Here is a 17,449-nt window from a genome sequence, read left to right as displayed (position 1 = left end):
GGGCGGCCCGTGATCCCGCGACCGGCTCGGACCACGCTAACGCCGCCGGGCCGCCGATCCCGCATCGATCAGGAATTCGCCACCCGTGGGATTCCCCTCACCGCAGGCGGCCGTCACACGTCTCCGTACGCCTCGCCGCCCAGCTCCAGCGTCGCGGACCCGGCGGTGGCGTCGGCCAGCCAGGCGGTGAAGGCGGGGACATCGGCGTCCGGCAGCCCGATCTCGATGGTCACGGCCTCCGCGTACCGCACCTCGCGCACGTCCCGCCCGGTAGCCCGCAGGTCGTTCTCCAGCTTGCCCGCCCGCTGGTGGTCGACGCGGACGGTGGCCAGCCGGAACCGCTGCCGGGTGATGGTGCCCAGCGCGTCCAGGGCTTCGCCGACCACTCCCCCGTACGCACGGATCAGTCCGCCCGCCCCGAGCTTGACCCCGCCGTAGTAGCGGGTGACGACCGCCGCGACGTACCGCACCTCCCGGCGCATCAGCATCTGGAGCATCGGGACACCGGCGGTGCCGCCCGGTTCACCGTCGTCGCTGGCCTTCTGTACGGCGGCGTCGGCGCCGATCACGTACGCGAAGCAGTTGTGGGTGGCGGTGGGATGCTCCTTGCGGACGCGTGCGACGAAGTCCTGCGCCTCCTGTTCGGTGGCGGCGGGGGCGAGCGAGCAGAGGAAGCGCGATCGGTTGATCTCGCTCTCGTGCACGCCCGCGCGGGCGACGGTCCGGTACTGCTCCTGCATCCGTCCACCCTATGCGCCGCGTCGTCCGTGGGTTCCGGCGGGAATGACGGGACCGGAACCGGCGGTTGTCCCGGCATGGACAACGAGACAGAGACGATCCGGCGGATTCTCCAGGAGACGGGCGGCACCTGGGCGGTGGTGGGCCTCTCCACCAACCGCGCCCGCGCCGCCTACGGGGTGGCGGAGGTCCTCCAGCGGTTCGGCAAGCGGGTCGTACCGGTGCACCCCAAGGCCGAGCCGGTGCACGGGGAGCAGGGGTACGCCTCGCTGGCGGAGATCCCGTTCCCGGTGGACGTGGTGGACGTGTTCGTCAACAGCGAGCTGGCGGGCGGGGTCGCGGACGAGGCGGTGGCGGTGGGGGCGAAGGCGGTCTGGTTCCAGCTCGGCGTGGTGGACGAGGAGGCGTACGAGCGGACGCGGGCGGCCGGGCTGGAGATGGTGATGGACCGGTGCCCGGCGATCGAGATCCCACGGCTGGGGTGAGGGGGGCGCGGCCGGGGGTGAGGGTGTGCGGGCCGCCCGCATGGGGGCCGCCCGGCATGGGCAGGGATCCCCGCCGTGAGCGCCCCTCCTGACGCGGTCCCTCCCGACAGCCTCCCTCTCGACGGTGAGCGGCTGACCGCCGCACTGTCCGCGCTGGGCGTGCGCCCCGGCGACATCCTGCTGGTGCACGCCTCCCTGCGGACGGTCGGGCCGACAGCGGGCGGGCCCGCCACCGTGGTGGCTGCCCTGCGCCGGGCGGTGGGACGGGACGGGGCGCTGGTGGTCCCCTCCTTCACCCCGGAGAACTCGGACACCTCACCGCAGTACCGCGCCCGGGTGCGGGGCCTGGACGCGGCGGCGCGCGAGGCGGTCCGCTCGTCGATGGAGCCGTTCGACCCGGCGCTCACCCCGGCCCCCTCGGTGGGCGCCCTGGCGGAGACCGTACGGAGAACGGCGGGCGCGGAGCGCAGCGCCCATCCCCAGACCTCCTTCGCCGCCCTCGGCCCCGCGGCCGGAAAGCTGCTCACCGGGCACCGGCCGGACTGCCACCTCGGCGAGGACTCCCCGCTCGCCCGGCTGTACGAGGCCGACGCCCGGGTCCTCCTCCTCGGCACCGGCTACGCCACCTGCACCGCCTTCCACCTGGCCGAGTACCGCACCCCCGCCCCTCCCCGCCGCACCTACCGCTGTGTGGTGGCGCCGGGGGGTGTGCGGCAGTGGTGGGAGTACGAGGATGTCGCCCTGGACGACAGCGACTTCGCGGCCCTGGGCGCGGCGTTCGAGGAGACCGCCGCCCCCGGTGACGTACGGCAGGCGCTCGTCGGTTCGGCCCCGTGCAGGCTGCTCCGGCTGCGGGCGGCCGTCGACTTCGCCACCGGGTGGCTCACGGCCCACCGGTAGCCTTCTCAGCCCCCCGACCGCCTCAGACCCCCAGCCCCTCCACGACCACCGCGCCCGGGAGGGCGGCGAGTGCCTTGCCGGGCACGATGAGCTTGCCCCGGCGGCTGCCGCTGCCGATCAGGACCCACTCCTCGTCCACCACGGCGGGGTCGAGGAGGAGGGGCCAGGCGGCGGGCAGGCCGATGGGCGTGATGCCGCCGTACTCCATGCCGGTCTCGCCGACCGCCGTGTCCATCGCGGCGAAGGACGCCTTGCGGGCGCCCAGGTGCTTGCGCACGGCGCCGTTGACGTCGACCCGGGTGCGGGAGAGCACCACGCACGCGGCCAGGGCGGTCTCGCCGCCGCGCTTGCCCGCCACGACGACGCAGTTGGCCGAGGTGTCCAGCAGGTCCCGCCCGTGGTGCTCGACGAAGACGGCGGTGTCGGCCACGGCCGGGTCGGTGTCGACGTGGATGATCCGGTCGGCGGTGATGTCGCCCCACCCGGCGGCGAGGGCCGTCGCGACGGGGGCGGGGAGCAGGTCGAGCCGTTCGGAGGCCGGGGAGGCGTCCTCGAAGGTGCCGATGGGTGCGCGCATACGGCCTACCGTATCGGCGGCGTCCCTTCCCCCGGCGGGGCCTCGGGGCCTGGACCCGCTGTCACGGGGCGTCCGGTCCCGCCTCGCCCTCCAGTTCGGCCAGGGCCAGCAGTTGTTCCGGGGTGACGCCCTTGGGGATCGGGACGGGAGCGGGCGTGCGCAGGGGCGGCTGCCAGCCGCGTTCCGGGTCCCAGCTCCGTACGACACGGGCGGGCGCCCCCGCGACCACCGCGTGGTCGGGGACCTCGCCGCGCACCACCGCGCCCGCCGCGACCACCACGTTCCGGCCGAGCCGGGCGCCGGGCAGGATCACCGCGCCGGTGCCGATCCAGCAGCCGGGGCCGATCTCGACCGGCTCCATGCGGGGCCACTGCTTGCCGACGGGCTCGTGCGGGTCGTCGTAGCTGTGGTTGGTCGAGGTGATGTAGACGTACGGACCGCAGTACGTGTCCGAGCCGATGGTCACCGTCGTGTCCGCGATCACATGGCTGCCGCGCCCCAGCACCACCCCGTCGCCCAGCGTGAGGATCGGGTCGGGCCCCAGGTCCAGGTCCGGCATCATCCCGGCGGTCAGGGTCACCTGCTCCGCGATGATGCAGTGGCCGCCCAGTTCGATCCACGGCTCCCCGAACACGGTGCCCTGCGGGAACGCCAGCCGGGTCCCCTCCCCGATCGCGCCGAAGCGCAGCCGGCCGGGGTGCTCGGCGGTGACGGCACCCGCCTGCCGCGCCCACTCCCAGCCGCGGTGGACCAGCCAGGAGGCGGCGCTGCGGCCCCGGCGGGCGAGGAAGGAGAACGTGTTGCGGTTTTTCGGCACGGGCTCACGGTAGTCGGCGCGGCGGGCGGCGCTCCGTGCGGTGACCTGTGATGTTCACCCCACCGCCGGGCAGGTGCGGGGAGCCGTCGCCTACCGTGTCAGACGGCCCGATCCCGATCGAAGGCCCCAGCGCAACACCATCAGGAGCACCACCCCCGAGCAGTACCCCGAGCAGCACCGGACCACCGAGGAGCAGGCCATGGCGGAGCAGGCGTTGATCACGGGCATGGGCGGCAAGGAGCCGGTCATCGACGCGGACGCGTTCGTGGCCCCGACCTCCGTGGTCATCGGAGAGGTCACCCTGGCTCCCGGTTCCAGCGTCTGGTACCAGGCCGTGCTGCGCGCCGACTGCGGCCCGATCTCCCTCGGCCCGGACAGCAACATCCAGGACAACTGCAGCGTCCACACCGACCCCGGCTTCCCGCTCACCGTGGGCGCACGGGTCTCGGTGGGCCACAACGCGGTCCTGCACGGCTGTGTCATCGAGGACGACGTGCTGGTGGGGATGGGCGCCACGGTGCTCAACGGCGCGCACATCGGCGCCGGCTCCCTGGTGGCGGCGCAGGCGCTCGTACCGCAGGGGATGCAGGTGCCGCCCGGGTCGCTGGTCGCGGGCGTGCCCGCCAAGGTCAAGCGGCCGCTGACGGCCGAGGAGCTGGAGGGCATCCGGTTCAACGCGGCCGGTTACGTGGAGCTGGCCAAGGCCCACCGCGCGGCACACGAGGGCTGAGCCCCGCCCGACCCCGCGCATACCGGAGGCCGCCGCTCCCTCCCCGACCGGAGGGGGCGGCGGCCCCGGGAACGTACGCCCGCGGGCGTCAGCTGTTGGGGCGCAGGGTCCAGACGACGGTCATCTCGCCGGTGACCGCGCCGTCCGCGCGCCGGATCTCGATGGCGACCGGGAACTCGGGGCGCTCCCCGGCATCCAGCTCGGCCACGACGTCCGCGATCGGGCGGCCGAGGGTGGCGGTCGCGGTGACCTCGCCCATGGCCAGCTTCTTGTAGCCGATCTCGGCCCTGACGGCGAGCGGCACGGCGCGGGACATCTGGTCCCCGAAGGCGGCGATGACGATGGCGCCACTGGCGGACTCGGCGAGCGTGAACATCGCTCCGGCGTGCGGTCCGCCGACGTGGTTGTGGTAGTCCGCCTGGTCCGGCAGCCGGACGACGGCCCGCTCGGGGGTCGTCTCCAGGAATTCGAGGTTGAGGGTCCGGGCCATCGGAACGGTCGCGACGAGCATCTCGCCCACGGTCATCTGTTCAGCGCTCATGGACCGAAGGTTACTCATGAGTAGCGAGGTTTGACCATCCCCCTGTTACGGCACCGGGACAGCACTGGGACAGGGGCGGGCGTGGCAGTGCACACGCCACCCATCTATGGTTACTGGCCATGTGGCCAGGACAGCAGCCGCCCGGGGGCGAGCAGAACCCGCAGGACCCGAATCAGAACCCGTACCAGCAGCCGGGGTACCAGCAGCCGAATCCCTATCAGCAACCGGGATATCCGCAGCAGGGCCAGCAGCCCGGTCAGCAACCGGGGCAGTCCGGCGCGCCCGGATACCCGCCGGGGCAGCCCGGTCAGCCGCCGACCCAGCCCGGCTACGGACAGCCGGGATACGGCCAGCCCCCGTACGGGCAGCCGGGGTACGGCCAGCCCAACCCGTACCAGCAGCCGACCGTTCCGCAGTACGCCGTCGGGGGCCCGCCCGGCGCACCGAAGCCGGACGGCGACAAGAAGAAGACGACCGTCATCGCCATCGTGGCGGCGACCGCCGTCGTGATCGCCGCGGTCGTCACCGGCGTCGTCCTGCTGACCGGCAACGACGACGACAAGAGCAAGGACGTCGCGGACGACAAGAAGTCCGCCTCCCCCAGCGCGAAGCCGAGCACCTCGGAGGAGCCCAGCTCCGCACCGGCGGAGAACCCGCGCGGCTCCGAGAACGACCCCAAGCCCCTCATCCCGGGGTGGAAGGTCGTCACCAACCCCAAGTGGGGCACGCAGTTCGACGTACCCGGTGACTGGGAGGTCTCCAGCTCGGGTGTGTTCGCCGGCTTCGAGGACGCCAAGGACCCCACGGGCAAGCCCGTCGCCGGTTTCTCGGCGCCCGCGTACTACAAGAGCAAGTGGTGCGTCGACGACTCCGACAAGGACGGCCGCGACGAGGAGACCGAGCTGGCGGGCGTCGGTACGAAGGGTGCGCGCGGGGCGAAGAACTCCGACGAGGCCGCCAAGGCCGAGGCGGGCACCTGGGTGTGGGCCGCGTACGCCCAGACCGACTCGAAGGACAAGGTCAAGGTCGGTGACCCCAAGCCGTTCACCACGAAGTCGGGTCTCTCCGGCAGCGTCGTGACGGCCACCGCGACCGGTCTGGCCAAGAAGGAGAAGTGCGACACCGACGGCAAGTCGATCGCGTTCTCCTTCAAGAACGGCAACGACGAGTTCTCGACCTGGATCCTCTACGGCCCCAAGGGCGTCGACGGCGAGCTGCCGGACACCACCATCCAGCAGATCCTGAGCACGGTCCGCCTCTCGGCCGACAAGCCGACCGGCTGACACTCCCTCACACCCTCGTACCCTCATGTTCGCGATACCGCCGACGCCCGTGCGGCCCGCTCCGGGAACGCTGTCCCCCGGAACGGGCCGCGCGGCTTTCGTATGACCGTCCGCCTGTGGGTGCTCAGCCGATGGTGAAGGCCCCGTCCGGCGGTTCCGGCGAGGCGACGGCGTCCGCGTCCGGCACCGGACGCGCCCCGGCGATGAGCCGCACCAGCGCGTCCCCGTCGGTGACCCGGGCCGGAAAGGCGTCGGCGGCGCAGCGGCGGGTGAGCGGGGCCGTGTCGACCGGGGCGTGCGAGGCGAGCAGCACGACGTTGCCGAAGCGCCGACCGCGCAGCACGGCCGGTTCACCGATCAGGGCGAGCCCGGCGAAGACGGCGGCGAAGTTGGCCAGTTGGGACCGGAGGAAGGCGAAGGGCGCGCTGTCCGCCAGGTTGGCGGCGTAGATCCCGTCGGGCCGCAGCGCCCGCGCGGCGGCCCGCGCGTACTCCACGGATGTGAGGTGGGCCGGGACCCGGGAGCCGCCGAAGACATCCGCGACGACGAGGTCGGCCGACGCGGGCGGGGCCGCCTCCAGCCGTTCCCGGGCGTCGGCGGCGTGCACGGTGATGCCGCTGTCGTCGGGCAGCGGCAGCTGGTCCCGTACCAGCCGCAGCAGCCCCCTGTCCGCCTCGATCACCTCCTGCCGTGAGCCGGGGCGGGTGGCGGCGACATACCGGGGCAGGGTGAGCGCCCCGCCGCCCAGGTGCAGGACGTCCAGCGGGGCGCCGTCGGGTGCCGCGCAGTCCAGGACGTGCGCGAGGCGCCGTACGTACTCGAATTCCAGGTACGTCGGATCGTCGAGGTCCACATAGGACTGGGGTGCGTCGTCGACCGTGAGCAGCCAGGCCCGGTCGCGGTCCACATCGGGCAGCAGCCGGGCGGTGCCGCAGTCGACGTCGCGGATGACGGGTATCGGCTCGTTCACCCCTCCATTCTCGTTCACCTCGCCATGGTCGCCGCCGCCGCTGCCCGCCACCCCCCGGACCGAGGGGTGGCGGGCGGCGGGCGGTACTCAGAGCAGGCCGGTGACCGTGCCCGCGCCGACCGTGCGGCCGCCCTCGCGGATCGCGAAGCCGAGGCCGGACTCCAGCGGGACGTCACGGCCCAGCTCCACGGTCATGGTGACCGTGTCCCCGGGGCGCGCGACGGCGGTCTCCCCGAGGTCGACGTCACCGACGACGTCCGCCGTACGGATGTAGAACTGCGGCCGGTAGCCGGTGGTGACCGGGGTCGACCGGCCGCCCTCCTTCGCCGACAGCACGTACACCTGCGCGGTGAACCGACGGCTCGGCGTGACGCTGCCGGGCGCGGCCACGACATGGCCGCGGCGGACGCGGTCGCGCTCCACCCCGCGCAGCAGCAGCGCCACGTTGTCCCCGGCCTCGGCGGACTCCATCGGCTTGCCGAAGGTCTCCAGACCGGTGACGACCGTCTCGATGTCCGCGCCCAGCACCTGGACCTTGTCGCCCACGCGGACGGTGCCGCGCTCGACGGCGCCGGTGACGACCGTGCCCCGGCCGGTGATGGTCAGGACGTTCTCCACGGAGAGCAGGAACGGCGCGTCGGTGTAGCGCACCGGCATCGGTACGTACGTGTCGACGGCGTCCAGCAGCCCCTCGATCGCCGCCGTCCACCGTGGGTCGCCCTCCAGCGCCCTGAGCCCGGAGACCCGGACCACGGGGACGGAGTCACCGCCGTACCCGTGCGCGGAGAGCAGCTCACGGACCTCCAGCTCGACCAGGTCGGTCAGCTCGGGGTCGCCCGCGTCGGCCTTGTTGAGCGCCACGACGATGTGGTCGACGCCCACCTGACGGGCCAGCAGGACGTGCTCGGCGGTCTGCGGCATGATCCCGTCGAGCGCGGAGACGACGAGGATCGCCCCGTCGAGCTGCGCCGCGCCCGTCACCATGTTCTTGATGTAGTCGGCGTGGCCGGGCATGTCGACGTGCGCGTAGTGGCGGGTGTCGGTCTCGTACTCGACGTGCGCGATGTTGATGGTGATCCCGCGCTGGGCCTCCTCGGGGGCCCGGTCGATCCGGTCGAAGGACACGTAGGAGGTGGAGCTGCCCCCGCGCTCGCTGAGGACCTTGGTGATGGCGGCGGTGAGGGTGGTCTTGCCGTGGTCGACGTGGCCCATGGTGCCGATGTTGAGGTGCGGCTTGGTGCGTACGTATGCCGTCTTGGACATGGCGCGTTCCTTTGAGAACTCGAAGCCGGGCACAGCCTCGAAGCCGGGAAGAGGGCTCGAAGCCGGGAAGAGGGCTCGAAGCTGAGAAGAGAGAAGACCCCAGGGCCCTGCCGACCCTCCCCTTGCGGGGTCCGCCGGACTGTCGGGGGAGGGTCAGCTTCGGGCGCCGCCGAGGGGCGCTGCGGCAGCGACGAAGGCTGCGGTGGTGGCTGCGACGGCGGCTGCGGCCATGTCGTTCACGGCAGCCTTCGGCGCGTCCGCGACTGCGGACGGCGCTGCGAGGAAGGCGTACCGGAACATGCCTCTGATCATGGCGGGGCGGGACGGCCGCGTCGAATGGTTTTCGGCGGGCCCCGCCCTGCGGGCTCAGAGGTTCGGGCTCAGAGGTTCTTGAGCGCCTCGCGCACGGAGAGCGGGGAGAGCCGGGCCCGCGCGCCCTCGACGAAGTCGCGTACGGCGGCGGGGTCGGTCTTGGCGTACTCCCGCAGCGCCCAGCCGATCGCCTTGCGGATGAAGAAGTCCGGGTGGTCCGCGCGGCGCAGGCAGTAGCCGAAGAGCCGGTCGGTGTCGGTGGCTTCCTTGTAGCGCAGCTGGTGGAGCAAGGCGGTACGGGCGACCCACAGGTCGTCGTCGTCGATCCACCGGTCCATGGCGCGGGCGAGCGCCGGATCGGCGGTGACCAGCGGCCCCGCGACATGCGCGGCGAGCGCGTCGATCGTGTCCCACCAGGGGACGGTGGTGACCAGGTGGCGCAGGACGGGCAGGAAGCCGGAGGAGCAGGAGGAGACGTACCGGCGGAGGTAGTCGACGGCGAAGTAGTGGTACTCGCGCTCGGGCAGCTGCCAGCAGCGCAGCGCGATCGCGGTGCAGTCCCGCTCGTCCGGCCGCCCGGTGCCCGCCAGCACGGTCCTCGCCAGGGCCCGGCGCTCGGGAGTGGGGATGCCGAGGAACGGGGCGATGTGCTTCATGTACGCGGCGGCGCCCTCGGCCCGTTCGGGGTCGGCGGCCGGGGCGTACACCTCGGTCAGCCGCGCGAGGACGGTGTCGGCGAGCGGACTGTCCGGTACGGCGGGGGCGCCCGGTACGGCGTCGGGAGGCGGGCCGTCCGGTTCGGCGGGGGCGGAGGCTGCTGCGGGGTCCACGCGACGCACATTACGGCGATCACACACCGTTTTCGGTTAGTCTCCCCGAATGTTCGACCCCGTCCCCACCGCCCGGCCCGCCGGCGCCACGGCCCTCCGCCGCTCCAAGGCACTGCTCTCCCCCTGGTCCCGGTTCTCGCTGCTGGTCGCGGTGCTGCTGGCCGCCGCGTCGACGATGCTGCTGTTCGAACCACAGCGGCTGCTGGCGTCGGGCTGGCCGGAGCAGCTGACGGGCGGCGGTGCGGCGATGCTGTTCGGGCTCGCGTACGGGGCGCTCACCGTGGCGTTCGTGCCGCGCCCGCTCCTCAACCTGGCGGCGGGGGCCCTCTTCGGTACGCAGACGGGGCTGGCGGCGGCCCTGGCGGGCACGGTCCTCGGCGCGGGCGTGTCGTTCATGCTGGGCCGGGTCCTGGGCCAGGACGCGCTGCGCACGCTGCTGCGCGGCAAGGTGCTGACGGCCGCCGACGGGGTGCTGAGCCGGCACGGCTTCCGCTCGGTGCTGGCGCTCCGGCTCTTCCCCGGCATCCCGTTCGCCGCCGCCAACTACTGCGCGGCGACCTCACGGATGGGCTATCCGCCCTTTCTCCTGGCCACCGGGATCGGCTCCATCCCCAACACGGCGGCGTACGTCATAGCGGGCAGCGAGGCCGCCTCACCGACCTCGCCCCTCTTCCTGGCGGCGACGGGATTCATCGTGGTGTCCGGTATCGGCGGCGCGCTGGTCGCCTGGCGCAAGCGCCACCGGCTCGGCCGGGACACGCCGGACAACTGAGCGCACGGCGGCACGTGGATGACCCTCGCGGTCATCCTTACGTTCACTTTCGGGCGATACGCTGCCCGCGATCTTCTTCTCGTCGATCCCCCGACTCCCCGCCCCTTTCTCTGCTCCTCTGTTTCTCTGCTCCTCTGTTCCCCTGTTCCTTGACCGCACTCCGCACGCAGCCGACGGGCCCCGTGTCCACGGCCGATGCACGATCACCCTCGGGATGGCCAAAGCCCCATGAGCTGGTTCGAATCATTCGTCCTGGGACTCGTTCAGGGACTGACCGAGTTCCTGCCGATCTCCTCCAGCGCCCATCTGCGGCTGACCGCCGCGTTCGCCGGCTGGCACGACCCGGGGGCCGCCTTCACCGCCATCAGCCAGATCGGCACGGAGGCCGCGGTGCTGATCTACTTCCGCAAGGACATCGCGCGGATCCTGTCGGCCTGGTTCCGCTCGCTGACGAACAAGGAGATGCGGAGCGACCACGACGCCCAGATGGGGTGGCTGGTCATCGTGGGCTCGATCCCCATCGGGGTGCTCGGTATCACGCTCAAGGACCAGATCGAGGGCCCGTTCCGGGACCTGCGGCTGATCGCGACGACGCTGATCGTCATGGGCATCGTCCTCGGCATCGCGGACCGCCTCGCCGCGCGCGACGAGGCGGGCGGCAAGCACCGCGCGGTGAAGGAGCGCAAGACGCTCAAGGACCTCGGCGTCCGGGACGGCCTGATCTACGGCTTCTGCCAGGCGATGGCGCTGGTCCCCGGCGTCTCCCGCTCGGGCGCGACCATCAGCGGCGGTCTGCTGATGGGCTACACCCGCGAGTCGGCCGCCCGCTACTCCTTCCTCCTGGCGATCCCCGCAGTGCTCGCCTCGGGTGTGTACGAGCTCAAGGACGTGGGCGAGGGTCATGTCTCCTGGGGGCCGACGATCTTCGCGACGCTGGTCGCCTTCTTCGTCGGCTACGCCGTCATCGCCTGGTTCATGAAGTTCATCACCACGAAGTCCTTCATGCCCTTCGTCATCTACCGGGTGGCGCTCGGCATTCTCATCTTCATCCTCGTCTCGGCCGGTGTCCTGAGCCCTCACGCGGGTGAGTCCGCGGGCTGACCCCTCGGTTGTGCGGCCCTGCCCGGCGGACAGCCGGGCAGGGCCCGATCCAGCAGCGCAGCAGCCAGCAGCGCGGATAGATGTCACCACCGTAGAGCGAGGGTCTGACAACGCCGGTCCGGCGGACCGTTCCCCGCAGGTCGTTCCCGGTGCAGCGGGCTCAGTGAGGCGGGCTGAGCGAGTCATTCTCAGCGGACCGCTTCAGCAGGCCGTGAGCCCCGTCGCCGCCAGGACCGCGTCCACCGTCTCCGCCACCGTCAGCTCGGCGTTGTCGATCCAGACGCCCTCACCGGCCAGTTCGGTCCGCATTGCCGTGTCCAGGAACGACCAGTCCGTCGTCAGGGTCTTGTCCCGGGCGAGGTTGCGCTCCCCCGCCTTCGCCGCGCCCGGGGCGAGGACCACGAAGTGCAGCGGCCCGCCGGCGATCTGCCGCCGGTAGAAGGCGAGGTGGGCCCGGCGGACGACCACGTCGTCGACGACCGGCAGGAACCCCGCGCCGACGAAGCTGTCGGCCAGCAGGCAGGCGTTGCGGGCCCGCAGGAAGATCTGCCGGTCCGCCTCCGCGTCCCGCTCCGGGGAGGGCCATCGCCCGCCCCGGACGATCAGTTCCTGGAGGGCGTCGACCTCGATGTGTGCCGAGGCGGCGAACCGGGCCGCCAGCGCGGCGGCCACCGTGGACTTGCCGCTGCCGGGGATACCGCTCAGCAGAACGGCCCCCGCCGCCGGTTCGGTGTCCACCGGCACCTCGCTCCAGGTCATGGTCTCCCGCTCCCTCTCCGGTCACGCCGGGCCATCCGGTCTCCTCCGGCCGTCGGCCGTCCGGCCGCCCGCCGGTGATCGTAGGTCAACGCCGGTGCCGGGAACTTCCCGGCACCGGCCCCCGACTACCTGGAGAACAGCCCCGGCGACCGACACCGACACGGCACAGCACGGCGGCCCCACGAGGGCCGGGAGGAGACCGAGAAGCATGCACTGGTACGAGGACGACGCGCTCTGGTCCGATTTCGCCCCGACGATGTTCCCGCCCGCCCGGGCGCAGTCAGCCGCCGCCCTCGTCGCCTCCTCGCCCCTGCTGGACTTCCCACCGGGATCACGGGTGCTGGACCTGGCCTGCGGGCCGGGGCTGTTCGTGGTGCCGCTGGCGGCGCGCGGATACGCGGTGACGGGCGTCGACCTCTCGCCGACGATGCTGGAGCGGGCCCGCGGCGCGTGCGAGGCGGCGGGGGCCGAGGTCCGGCTGGAGCGGGCCGACATGCTCACGTACACCGAGCCCGGCGCCTTCGACGTGATCCTCAACGTCTTCACCTCGTTCGGCTACTTCGAGGCCGCCGAGGACAACCTCCAGGTGCTCCGCAACGCCTGCGAGAGCCTCGCGCCGGGCGGGCAGCTGGTGGTGGACGTGATGGGCAAGGAGGTGCTGGCGGGCTGGATCGGCCGGCCCAAGGCCGTGGACCTGCCGGACGGTTCGTACGTCGTCCAGCGCGACACCGTCCTCGACAGCTGGCGGCGGCTGCGCACCGACTGGACACTGGTGCGCGGGGACACGGCCCGTACGGCCTCCATCCACTCCTGGCTCTACTCCGCCGCCGAACTGCACGCCCTCTTCGAGGAGGCGGGCCTCACCGACGTGGAGTGCTTCGGCGGCTTCGACGGCTCGGGCTACGACCAGCACTCCGACCGGCTCATCGTCCGCGGGCGGCGCAAGTGAGGGCGGGGGCGCGGCAGTCGGCCGCCGCCGCGACCGTGCACGAGCACATCACCGACGCCGTGAAGGCCCCGGACCTGATCAGGCTGGACGGTGACCTGGTGCTCGCGCGGTTCGAGACGATGAAGGTGTACGCGGCGCTCGGCGCGGTCCGTACGCTGCTGCGCCGGGGTCGGGTGGTGCCGGGGCAGACCCTGGTCGACAGCTCCAGCGGCATCTACGCGGTGGCGCTGGCGATGGCCTGCCACCGTTACGGGCTGCGCTGCCACATCGTGGCGTCCACCACCGTCGACGCCACGATGCTCGCCCAGTTGGAGGTGCTGGGCGCGACCGTCGACCGGATGCCGCCCTCCCAGAGCCTCCGCCTGGACCAGGAGCTGCGCGTCCGGCACGTCCGGCAACTCCTCGCGGACCGGCCGGACTTCCACTGGATGCGGCAGTACCACGACGCCGTGCACCACGAGGGGTACCGGGAGTTCGCCGACCTGCTGACCGCCTCGCTGCCCGAGGGCCCGCTGACCGTGGTGGGCGCGGTCGGCACAGGGGCGTCCACCGGTGGACTGGCCCGTGCGCTACGGGAGTCGGGGCGGGCGGTGCGACTGGTGGGGATCCAGCCGTTCGGCAGCGTCACCTTCGGCAGCGAGCAGTTCAGCGACCCGGAGGCGATCATCGCGGGCATCGGCAGCTCGATCCCGTTCGGCAACGTCCACCACGAGCTGTACGACACCGTGCACTGGCTGGACTTCCGCCACGCGATGGCCGGTGCGGTCGGACTGCTGCGCCGGCACGCGGTGTTCGCCGGGCTCTCCACCGGAGCGGCCCATCTGGCGGCCTCCTGGGAGGCGGCGCGCGATCCCGGCCGACTGCATCTGGTGCTGGGCGCCGACACCGGACACCGTTACGCCGAGCGGGTGTTCGCCCGCCACGCCGAGGCCCTGGACCCGGCCGGCCTGCGGCCCCGGCCGATCACGTCCCTGGAGGCCCTGCGGCCGCCGTGGTCGGTGATGGAGTGGGGGCGGCGCGCCGCGCCCGCGGCCGCCCGCCTGCCCGAACAGGGCGGTGCCCCCGCCCCCGTACCGACCGTGGAGATGCAGCCGTGACGATCGCCGCCCTGGAGTCCCTGTCCTTCGGGCTCGGCCGGATGGCCGAGGCCGCCGAGGAGTCCGGTCACCGGCTCTGCCTGCTGACCGGTGACCGCTCGGTGTACCGGCACGAGCTGGCCACCCTGCCGCCCGACGCGCTGGACGTGGTGGACGTCGATACGGACGACCCGGCGGCGGTCCGCCGGGCGCTGGCCGCGCTCCCCTCGCTCGCCGGGCTCATCAACACCACCGACACCTGGAGCGTCCCGGCCGCCGGACTCGCCGCCGAACTGGGGCTCCCGGGTCCGGATCCGGCGGCGGTCCGGCTGCTGCGGGACAAGCGCCGGGTCCGGGAGGCGCTGCACGCGCGAGGGCTGAGCCGGTCGACCGCCGTGGCCGTACCGCCCGGTCCGGAGGGCGTGGAGACGGTCCTGCGGACGGTCGACCTGCCCGCCGTCCTCAAGGACTCGTCGGGCACCTCGTCGCGCTCGGTCTGGATCGCGCACGACGAGGAGGCGCTGCACCGGGCGCTGGCGGAGGCGGCTCAACAGCCTTTGACGGGCGAGCTGTTCGCGGAGGCGTTCCTCGCCGGCCCGCTGTACAGCGCGGAGACCCTGAGCTGGGAGGGGAGCACCCGGCTGCTCGGGGTGCTGAGCCGTCAGACGTCCCGGACGGCGGTGGTGCGGGAGGAGGTCGCGGCCTTCCCGGTGGCGCTGCCGGACGGGGAGCGGGCCGCGATCGAGGCGTGGGTGGGGCGCGTGCTCGAAGTGGCCGGTCACCGAAGGGGGTTCGCCCATGTGGAGTTCATTCTGACCGCCGGGGGGCCGGAGTTGGTGGAGATCAACCGGCGGATCGGGGGCGCGCTGGTGGGTGAGGTGCTCTGCCGGTCGCTGGGCACCAATGTGTACACGGCGATGATGGACGAGGCGCTCGGCCGCCGCCCCGCGCTGCTGGACGCCCCGCTCGACGGCGGTCGGGGCCCCGCGTACGGCTTCGTCCTCGTCTACGCCGACCGGCCCGGGGTGCTGAAGGGCTGGCACGGTCTCGGTGAACTCGCCGCCTTCCCGGGGTCAGTGGAGTGGTTCCCCGTACGCGTACCGGGCGAGCACCTGGCGCACGTGGGCGATCAGCGCGGGTGCACGGGGATGGTGCTGGCCCAGGCGCCGACGGCGGAGCTGGCGCAGCACCGGGCGTGGAGTGCGGCGGTCCGGGTGCGTCCGGTGATCGCGGACACGCCGTGAGGCGAGCCGGGTGAGCACCGAACGGACCGCTGTGCGGGGGCGGTTCACCGGTCCGCAGGGGTTCCTGCTGGCGGGCTCGTTCCTCATCACGCTCGGCAGCTTCGCCGTGCTGCCGTACATGTCGGTCCTGCTCCACCAGCGGCTCGGCCTCGGGCTGGGGACGGTCGGCACCGTGCTGGCCGTGGCCTCGCTGATCCAGTTCGCCGGGGGCGTGGTCGCGGGACCGGTGGCCGCGCGGATCGGACTGCGGCGGTCGATGCTGCTGGCGCTGGGGTTACGGACGGCCGGATTCGCCGCGTTCGTACCGGGGTTGACCAGCCCCGTCCTGGCCATCGGCGCGCTGCTGCTGGTGTCGGCGGGCGCGGCGCTCTACCTCCCGGCCAACAAGGCCTATCTGGTGGACGGTTCGCCGGAGACGGACCGTCCACGGCTGCTGGCGGCGAGCAGTTCGGCGTTCAACGCGGGGATGGCGCTGGGCCCACCGGCGGCGGCCCCGCTGGTGATGGGCTCCCCCGGGGTCCTGTTCACGTGCGTGGCCGGGCTGTTCGCGGTGGTCGGGGTGGGACACGCCTTCCTGCCGCGCGACGCGGTACGGCCGGAGGCGGCCGAGGCGCCACCGCCCGCGACCGGCGAACGGCGCTCCGGACTCTCGCCGTTCCTGGTCACGGTGGCGAGCGTCTACGCGTTCATGTTCTTCCAGCACTACCTGGCGCTGTACGCGGTCCCCCGGACCTCGGCCGGGTTCTACGGCGTGGTCCTGATGGGGTACGCGGCCCTCCTCGTCGTCGCCCAGCCGCTGCTGGCGGAGCGGGTCGCCGCCCTGAGCTATCCGGCGGCGCTGCGGTGGGGGTTCGGGGCCATGGCGGCGGGCATGGCGGCCATCGCCGGGGGCGGGCACACGGGGATCGCGGCGGGCGGGGTGCTGATCTGTCTGGGCGAGATCGTGCTCTTCCTCAAGAACGACCTGGAGGCGCTGGCCCGCAGCTCCGCACCCCCGGCCACCGTGTTCGGCAGGCAGCGGCTGGCGGCGGGCATCGGGGCGTTCGCCAGCGGGGTGGTGGGCGGTCAGCTGTACGCGGCGGCCGAATCGGCGGGTTCGGCGCGGGCGTTCTGGGTGACCGTCGTCCTCCAGTGCGTGCTGCTCCCGGTGCTCCTGCTGAGCCTGGGCCGCCGTACCGCCCGGGGCCGGTCGGAGCCCCGGGCGGAGACGACTGCCGGCTAGACCCCGGCCGGCACGGCGGTGACGGGTACGGCAGTGCGGGATGCGGCGGGGGCGGAGGCGGAGGTGCCGGACACGGCGGTGCGCGACGCGGCAGTACGGGAGGTGGCGGGGGCCGGGGCGCTCACCGGCCCACCCGGCCCGCCCCGCTCCCCCGGCTCCGTACGCCACTGCCCCGCCAGCTCCCGGCGGGCGCGCGCCACCCGGGAGCGGACCGTACCGACGGGGCAGCCCGCGGCGTCCGCGGCCTCCTCGTAGGAGAGCCCCACCACCTGGGTGAGGACGAAGGCCTGGCGGCGCGCCGGGTCCAGGTGGCGCAGGGCGTCGAAGACCGCGACCGACTCGTCGAAACCGGGGAGGTGGCGCGGCTGGGCCCGCTCCGCCGCACCCTGCCAGTCGGCGGTGTCGGCGGTCCGGGGGCGTACGGCGGCCGTGCGGTGGCGGTCGATGACCACGCGCCGGGCGATGGAGAGGAGCCAGGTGCGGGCGCAGGAGCGTCCGGCGAAGCGGGCGAGGCCGCTCATGGCCCGTACATAGGTCTCCTGGGCGAGGTCGTCGGCGCCGGGGAGATCGGCGCTGAGGTAGGCGACGAACCTCCGGACGTCCTCGTAGGTCGCCCGGACGAACCGGTCGGCGGCCTCCAGGTCACCGCCGCCGGCGGCCAGGGCCCAGTCGGTGATCTGCCCGTCGTTCTGCCGGGCGGCGTACACCCGGGGCCGGGGCGCGGGGACGGTCGGCGGCGGTGCGGGGAGGCCCGATCCGGCGAGACCCGGTGCGGGGGCGGGGGGCAGTGAGGGGGTGGCAGTTGGGGTCACAGCTGTCCTTCGCGTCCTGGCGGAGCCGTGGTGCGGTCGTCGCCCGGCTCCGCGTGGCCGGCCGTCCG

At 73.2% G+C, this 17,449-nt stretch carries 20 protein-coding genes; 10 read left to right on the top strand and 10 right to left on the bottom strand.

Going from position 1 to position 17,449, the window contains the following annotated elements; translation table 11 throughout:
* Positions 1-113 precede the first annotated feature (113 nt).
* Complete coding sequence (locus DJ476_RS30520; RefSeq protein WP_103417822.1) at positions 114-740, bottom strand: YigZ family protein; 627 nt, start codon at positions 738-740, stop codon at positions 114-116.
* A gap of 75 nt (positions 741-815) precedes the next feature.
* Here DJ476_RS30520 and DJ476_RS30515 point away from each other — a divergent pair, with 75 nt between their 5' ends.
* Complete coding sequence (locus tag DJ476_RS30515) at positions 816-1,223, top strand: CoA-binding protein (protein ID WP_112492006.1); 408 nt, start codon at positions 816-818, stop codon at positions 1,221-1,223.
* Positions 1,224-1,298: 75 nt separating this feature from the next.
* Positions 1,299-2,123 carry an aminoglycoside N(3)-acetyltransferase gene (locus DJ476_RS30510; RefSeq protein ID WP_112492005.1) on the top strand — a complete coding sequence of 275 codons (825 nt, stop codon included), beginning with the start codon at positions 1,299-1,301 and terminating at the stop codon, positions 2,121-2,123.
* Positions 2,124-2,145: 22 nt separating this feature from the next.
* Here DJ476_RS30510 and DJ476_RS30505 read toward each other — a convergent pair whose 3' ends face one another.
* A complete protein-coding gene (locus DJ476_RS30505; protein WP_103417820.1) occupies positions 2,146-2,700 on the bottom strand; it encodes a YbaK/EbsC family protein in 555 nt (184 codons plus the stop codon).
* 61 nt (positions 2,701-2,761) lie between these two features.
* Positions 2,762-3,517 (bottom strand): acyltransferase, encoded by a 756-nt coding sequence (locus tag DJ476_RS30500; RefSeq protein ID WP_103417819.1) that lies wholly within the window; start codon positions 3,515-3,517, stop codon positions 2,762-2,764.
* A 199-nt stretch (positions 3,518-3,716) separates the two neighbouring features.
* Here DJ476_RS30500 and DJ476_RS30495 point away from each other — a divergent pair, with 199 nt between their 5' ends.
* Complete coding sequence (locus DJ476_RS30495) at positions 3,717-4,247, top strand: gamma carbonic anhydrase family protein (protein ID WP_103417818.1); 531 nt, start codon at positions 3,717-3,719, stop codon at positions 4,245-4,247.
* An 88-nt stretch (positions 4,248-4,335) separates the two neighbouring features.
* On the opposite strand, the gene DJ476_RS30490 is transcribed toward DJ476_RS30495, so the two are convergent.
* Positions 4,336-4,773, bottom strand: coding sequence for a DUF4442 domain-containing protein (locus DJ476_RS30490; RefSeq protein WP_019766498.1), 438 nt, complete (start codon positions 4,771-4,773; stop codon positions 4,336-4,338).
* Positions 4,774-4,907: 134 nt separating this feature from the next.
* Between DJ476_RS30490 and DJ476_RS30485 the strand changes: the two genes are divergently transcribed.
* On the top strand, positions 4,908-6,071 hold the full coding sequence (locus DJ476_RS30485; RefSeq protein ID WP_103417817.1) for a hypothetical protein: 1,164 nt from the start codon (positions 4,908-4,910) through the stop codon (positions 6,069-6,071).
* Between the two features lie 124 nt (positions 6,072-6,195).
* Here the strand turns inward: DJ476_RS30485 and DJ476_RS30480 are convergent, their stop codons facing one another.
* The 4 genes from DJ476_RS30480 to DJ476_RS30470 form a co-directional block, all read right to left on the bottom strand.
* Complete coding sequence (locus DJ476_RS30480) at positions 6,196-7,041, bottom strand: spermidine synthase (RefSeq protein ID WP_112492004.1); 846 nt, start codon at positions 7,039-7,041, stop codon at positions 6,196-6,198.
* Positions 7,042-7,128: 87 nt separating this feature from the next.
* Entirely contained in the window at positions 7,129-8,304 is a 1,176-nt protein-coding gene (gene tuf / locus DJ476_RS30475) for an elongation factor Tu (RefSeq protein WP_103417815.1), read from the bottom strand.
* A 153-nt stretch (positions 8,305-8,457) separates the two neighbouring features.
* Complete coding sequence (locus DJ476_RS34680) at positions 8,458-8,604, bottom strand: hypothetical protein (RefSeq protein ID WP_162638562.1); 147 nt, start codon at positions 8,602-8,604, stop codon at positions 8,458-8,460.
* Between the two features lie 80 nt (positions 8,605-8,684).
* Positions 8,685-9,446, bottom strand: a complete 762-nt coding sequence (locus DJ476_RS30470) for a DNA alkylation repair protein (RefSeq protein ID WP_112492003.1) — start codon at positions 9,444-9,446, stop codon at positions 8,685-8,687.
* Between the two features lie 49 nt (positions 9,447-9,495).
* Between DJ476_RS30470 and DJ476_RS30465 the strand changes: the two genes are divergently transcribed.
* Positions 9,496-10,218, top strand: coding sequence for a TVP38/TMEM64 family protein (locus tag DJ476_RS30465; protein ID WP_053562092.1), 723 nt, complete (start codon positions 9,496-9,498; stop codon positions 10,216-10,218).
* Positions 10,219-10,446: 228 nt separating this feature from the next.
* Positions 10,447-11,319, top strand: a complete 873-nt coding sequence (locus DJ476_RS30460) for an undecaprenyl-diphosphate phosphatase (RefSeq protein ID WP_103417813.1) — start codon at positions 10,447-10,449, stop codon at positions 11,317-11,319.
* A gap of 201 nt (positions 11,320-11,520) precedes the next feature.
* Here DJ476_RS30460 and DJ476_RS30455 read toward each other — a convergent pair whose 3' ends face one another.
* Entirely contained in the window at positions 11,521-12,078 is a 558-nt protein-coding gene (locus DJ476_RS30455; protein ID WP_112492002.1) for an AAA family ATPase, read from the bottom strand.
* A 208-nt stretch (positions 12,079-12,286) separates the two neighbouring features.
* On the opposite strand from DJ476_RS30455, the gene DJ476_RS30450 reads away from it, so the two are divergent.
* From DJ476_RS30450 to DJ476_RS30435, 4 genes are read left to right on the top strand one after another with little or no spacing between them, the layout of a single operon-like run.
* Entirely contained in the window at positions 12,287-13,027 is a 741-nt protein-coding gene (locus DJ476_RS30450) for a class I SAM-dependent methyltransferase (protein ID WP_112492001.1), read from the top strand.
* Complete coding sequence (locus DJ476_RS30445; RefSeq protein WP_103417811.1) at positions 13,024-14,124, top strand: pyridoxal-phosphate dependent enzyme; 1,101 nt, start codon at positions 13,024-13,026, stop codon at positions 14,122-14,124. The genes DJ476_RS30450 and DJ476_RS30445 overlap by 4 nt, the downstream gene beginning before the upstream one ends.
* Positions 14,121-15,347 (top strand): ATP-grasp domain-containing protein, encoded by a 1,227-nt coding sequence (locus DJ476_RS30440; protein WP_112492000.1) that lies wholly within the window; start codon positions 14,121-14,123, stop codon positions 15,345-15,347. Before DJ476_RS30445 ends, DJ476_RS30440 begins: the two co-directional genes overlap by 4 nt.
* A 10-nt stretch (positions 15,348-15,357) precedes the next feature.
* A complete protein-coding gene (locus DJ476_RS30435) occupies positions 15,358-16,569 on the top strand; it encodes an MFS transporter (protein ID WP_112491999.1) in 1,212 nt (403 codons plus the stop codon).
* Here DJ476_RS30435 and DJ476_RS30430 read toward each other — a convergent pair.
* Positions 16,566-17,276, bottom strand: a complete 711-nt coding sequence (locus DJ476_RS30430; RefSeq protein ID WP_112491998.1) for a sigma-70 family RNA polymerase sigma factor — start codon at positions 17,274-17,276, stop codon at positions 16,566-16,568. The genes DJ476_RS30435 and DJ476_RS30430 overlap by 4 nt on opposite strands.
* Positions 17,277-17,449: the final 173 nt, after the last annotated feature.

Source organism: Streptomyces bacillaris (genome assembly GCF_003268675.1).
GTDB lineage: Bacteria > Actinomycetota > Actinomycetes > Streptomycetales > Streptomycetaceae > Streptomyces > Streptomyces bacillaris.
The sequence above is the reverse complement of the archived record's forward strand: the minus strand, read 5'-3'. Positions and strand labels throughout refer to the sequence as shown.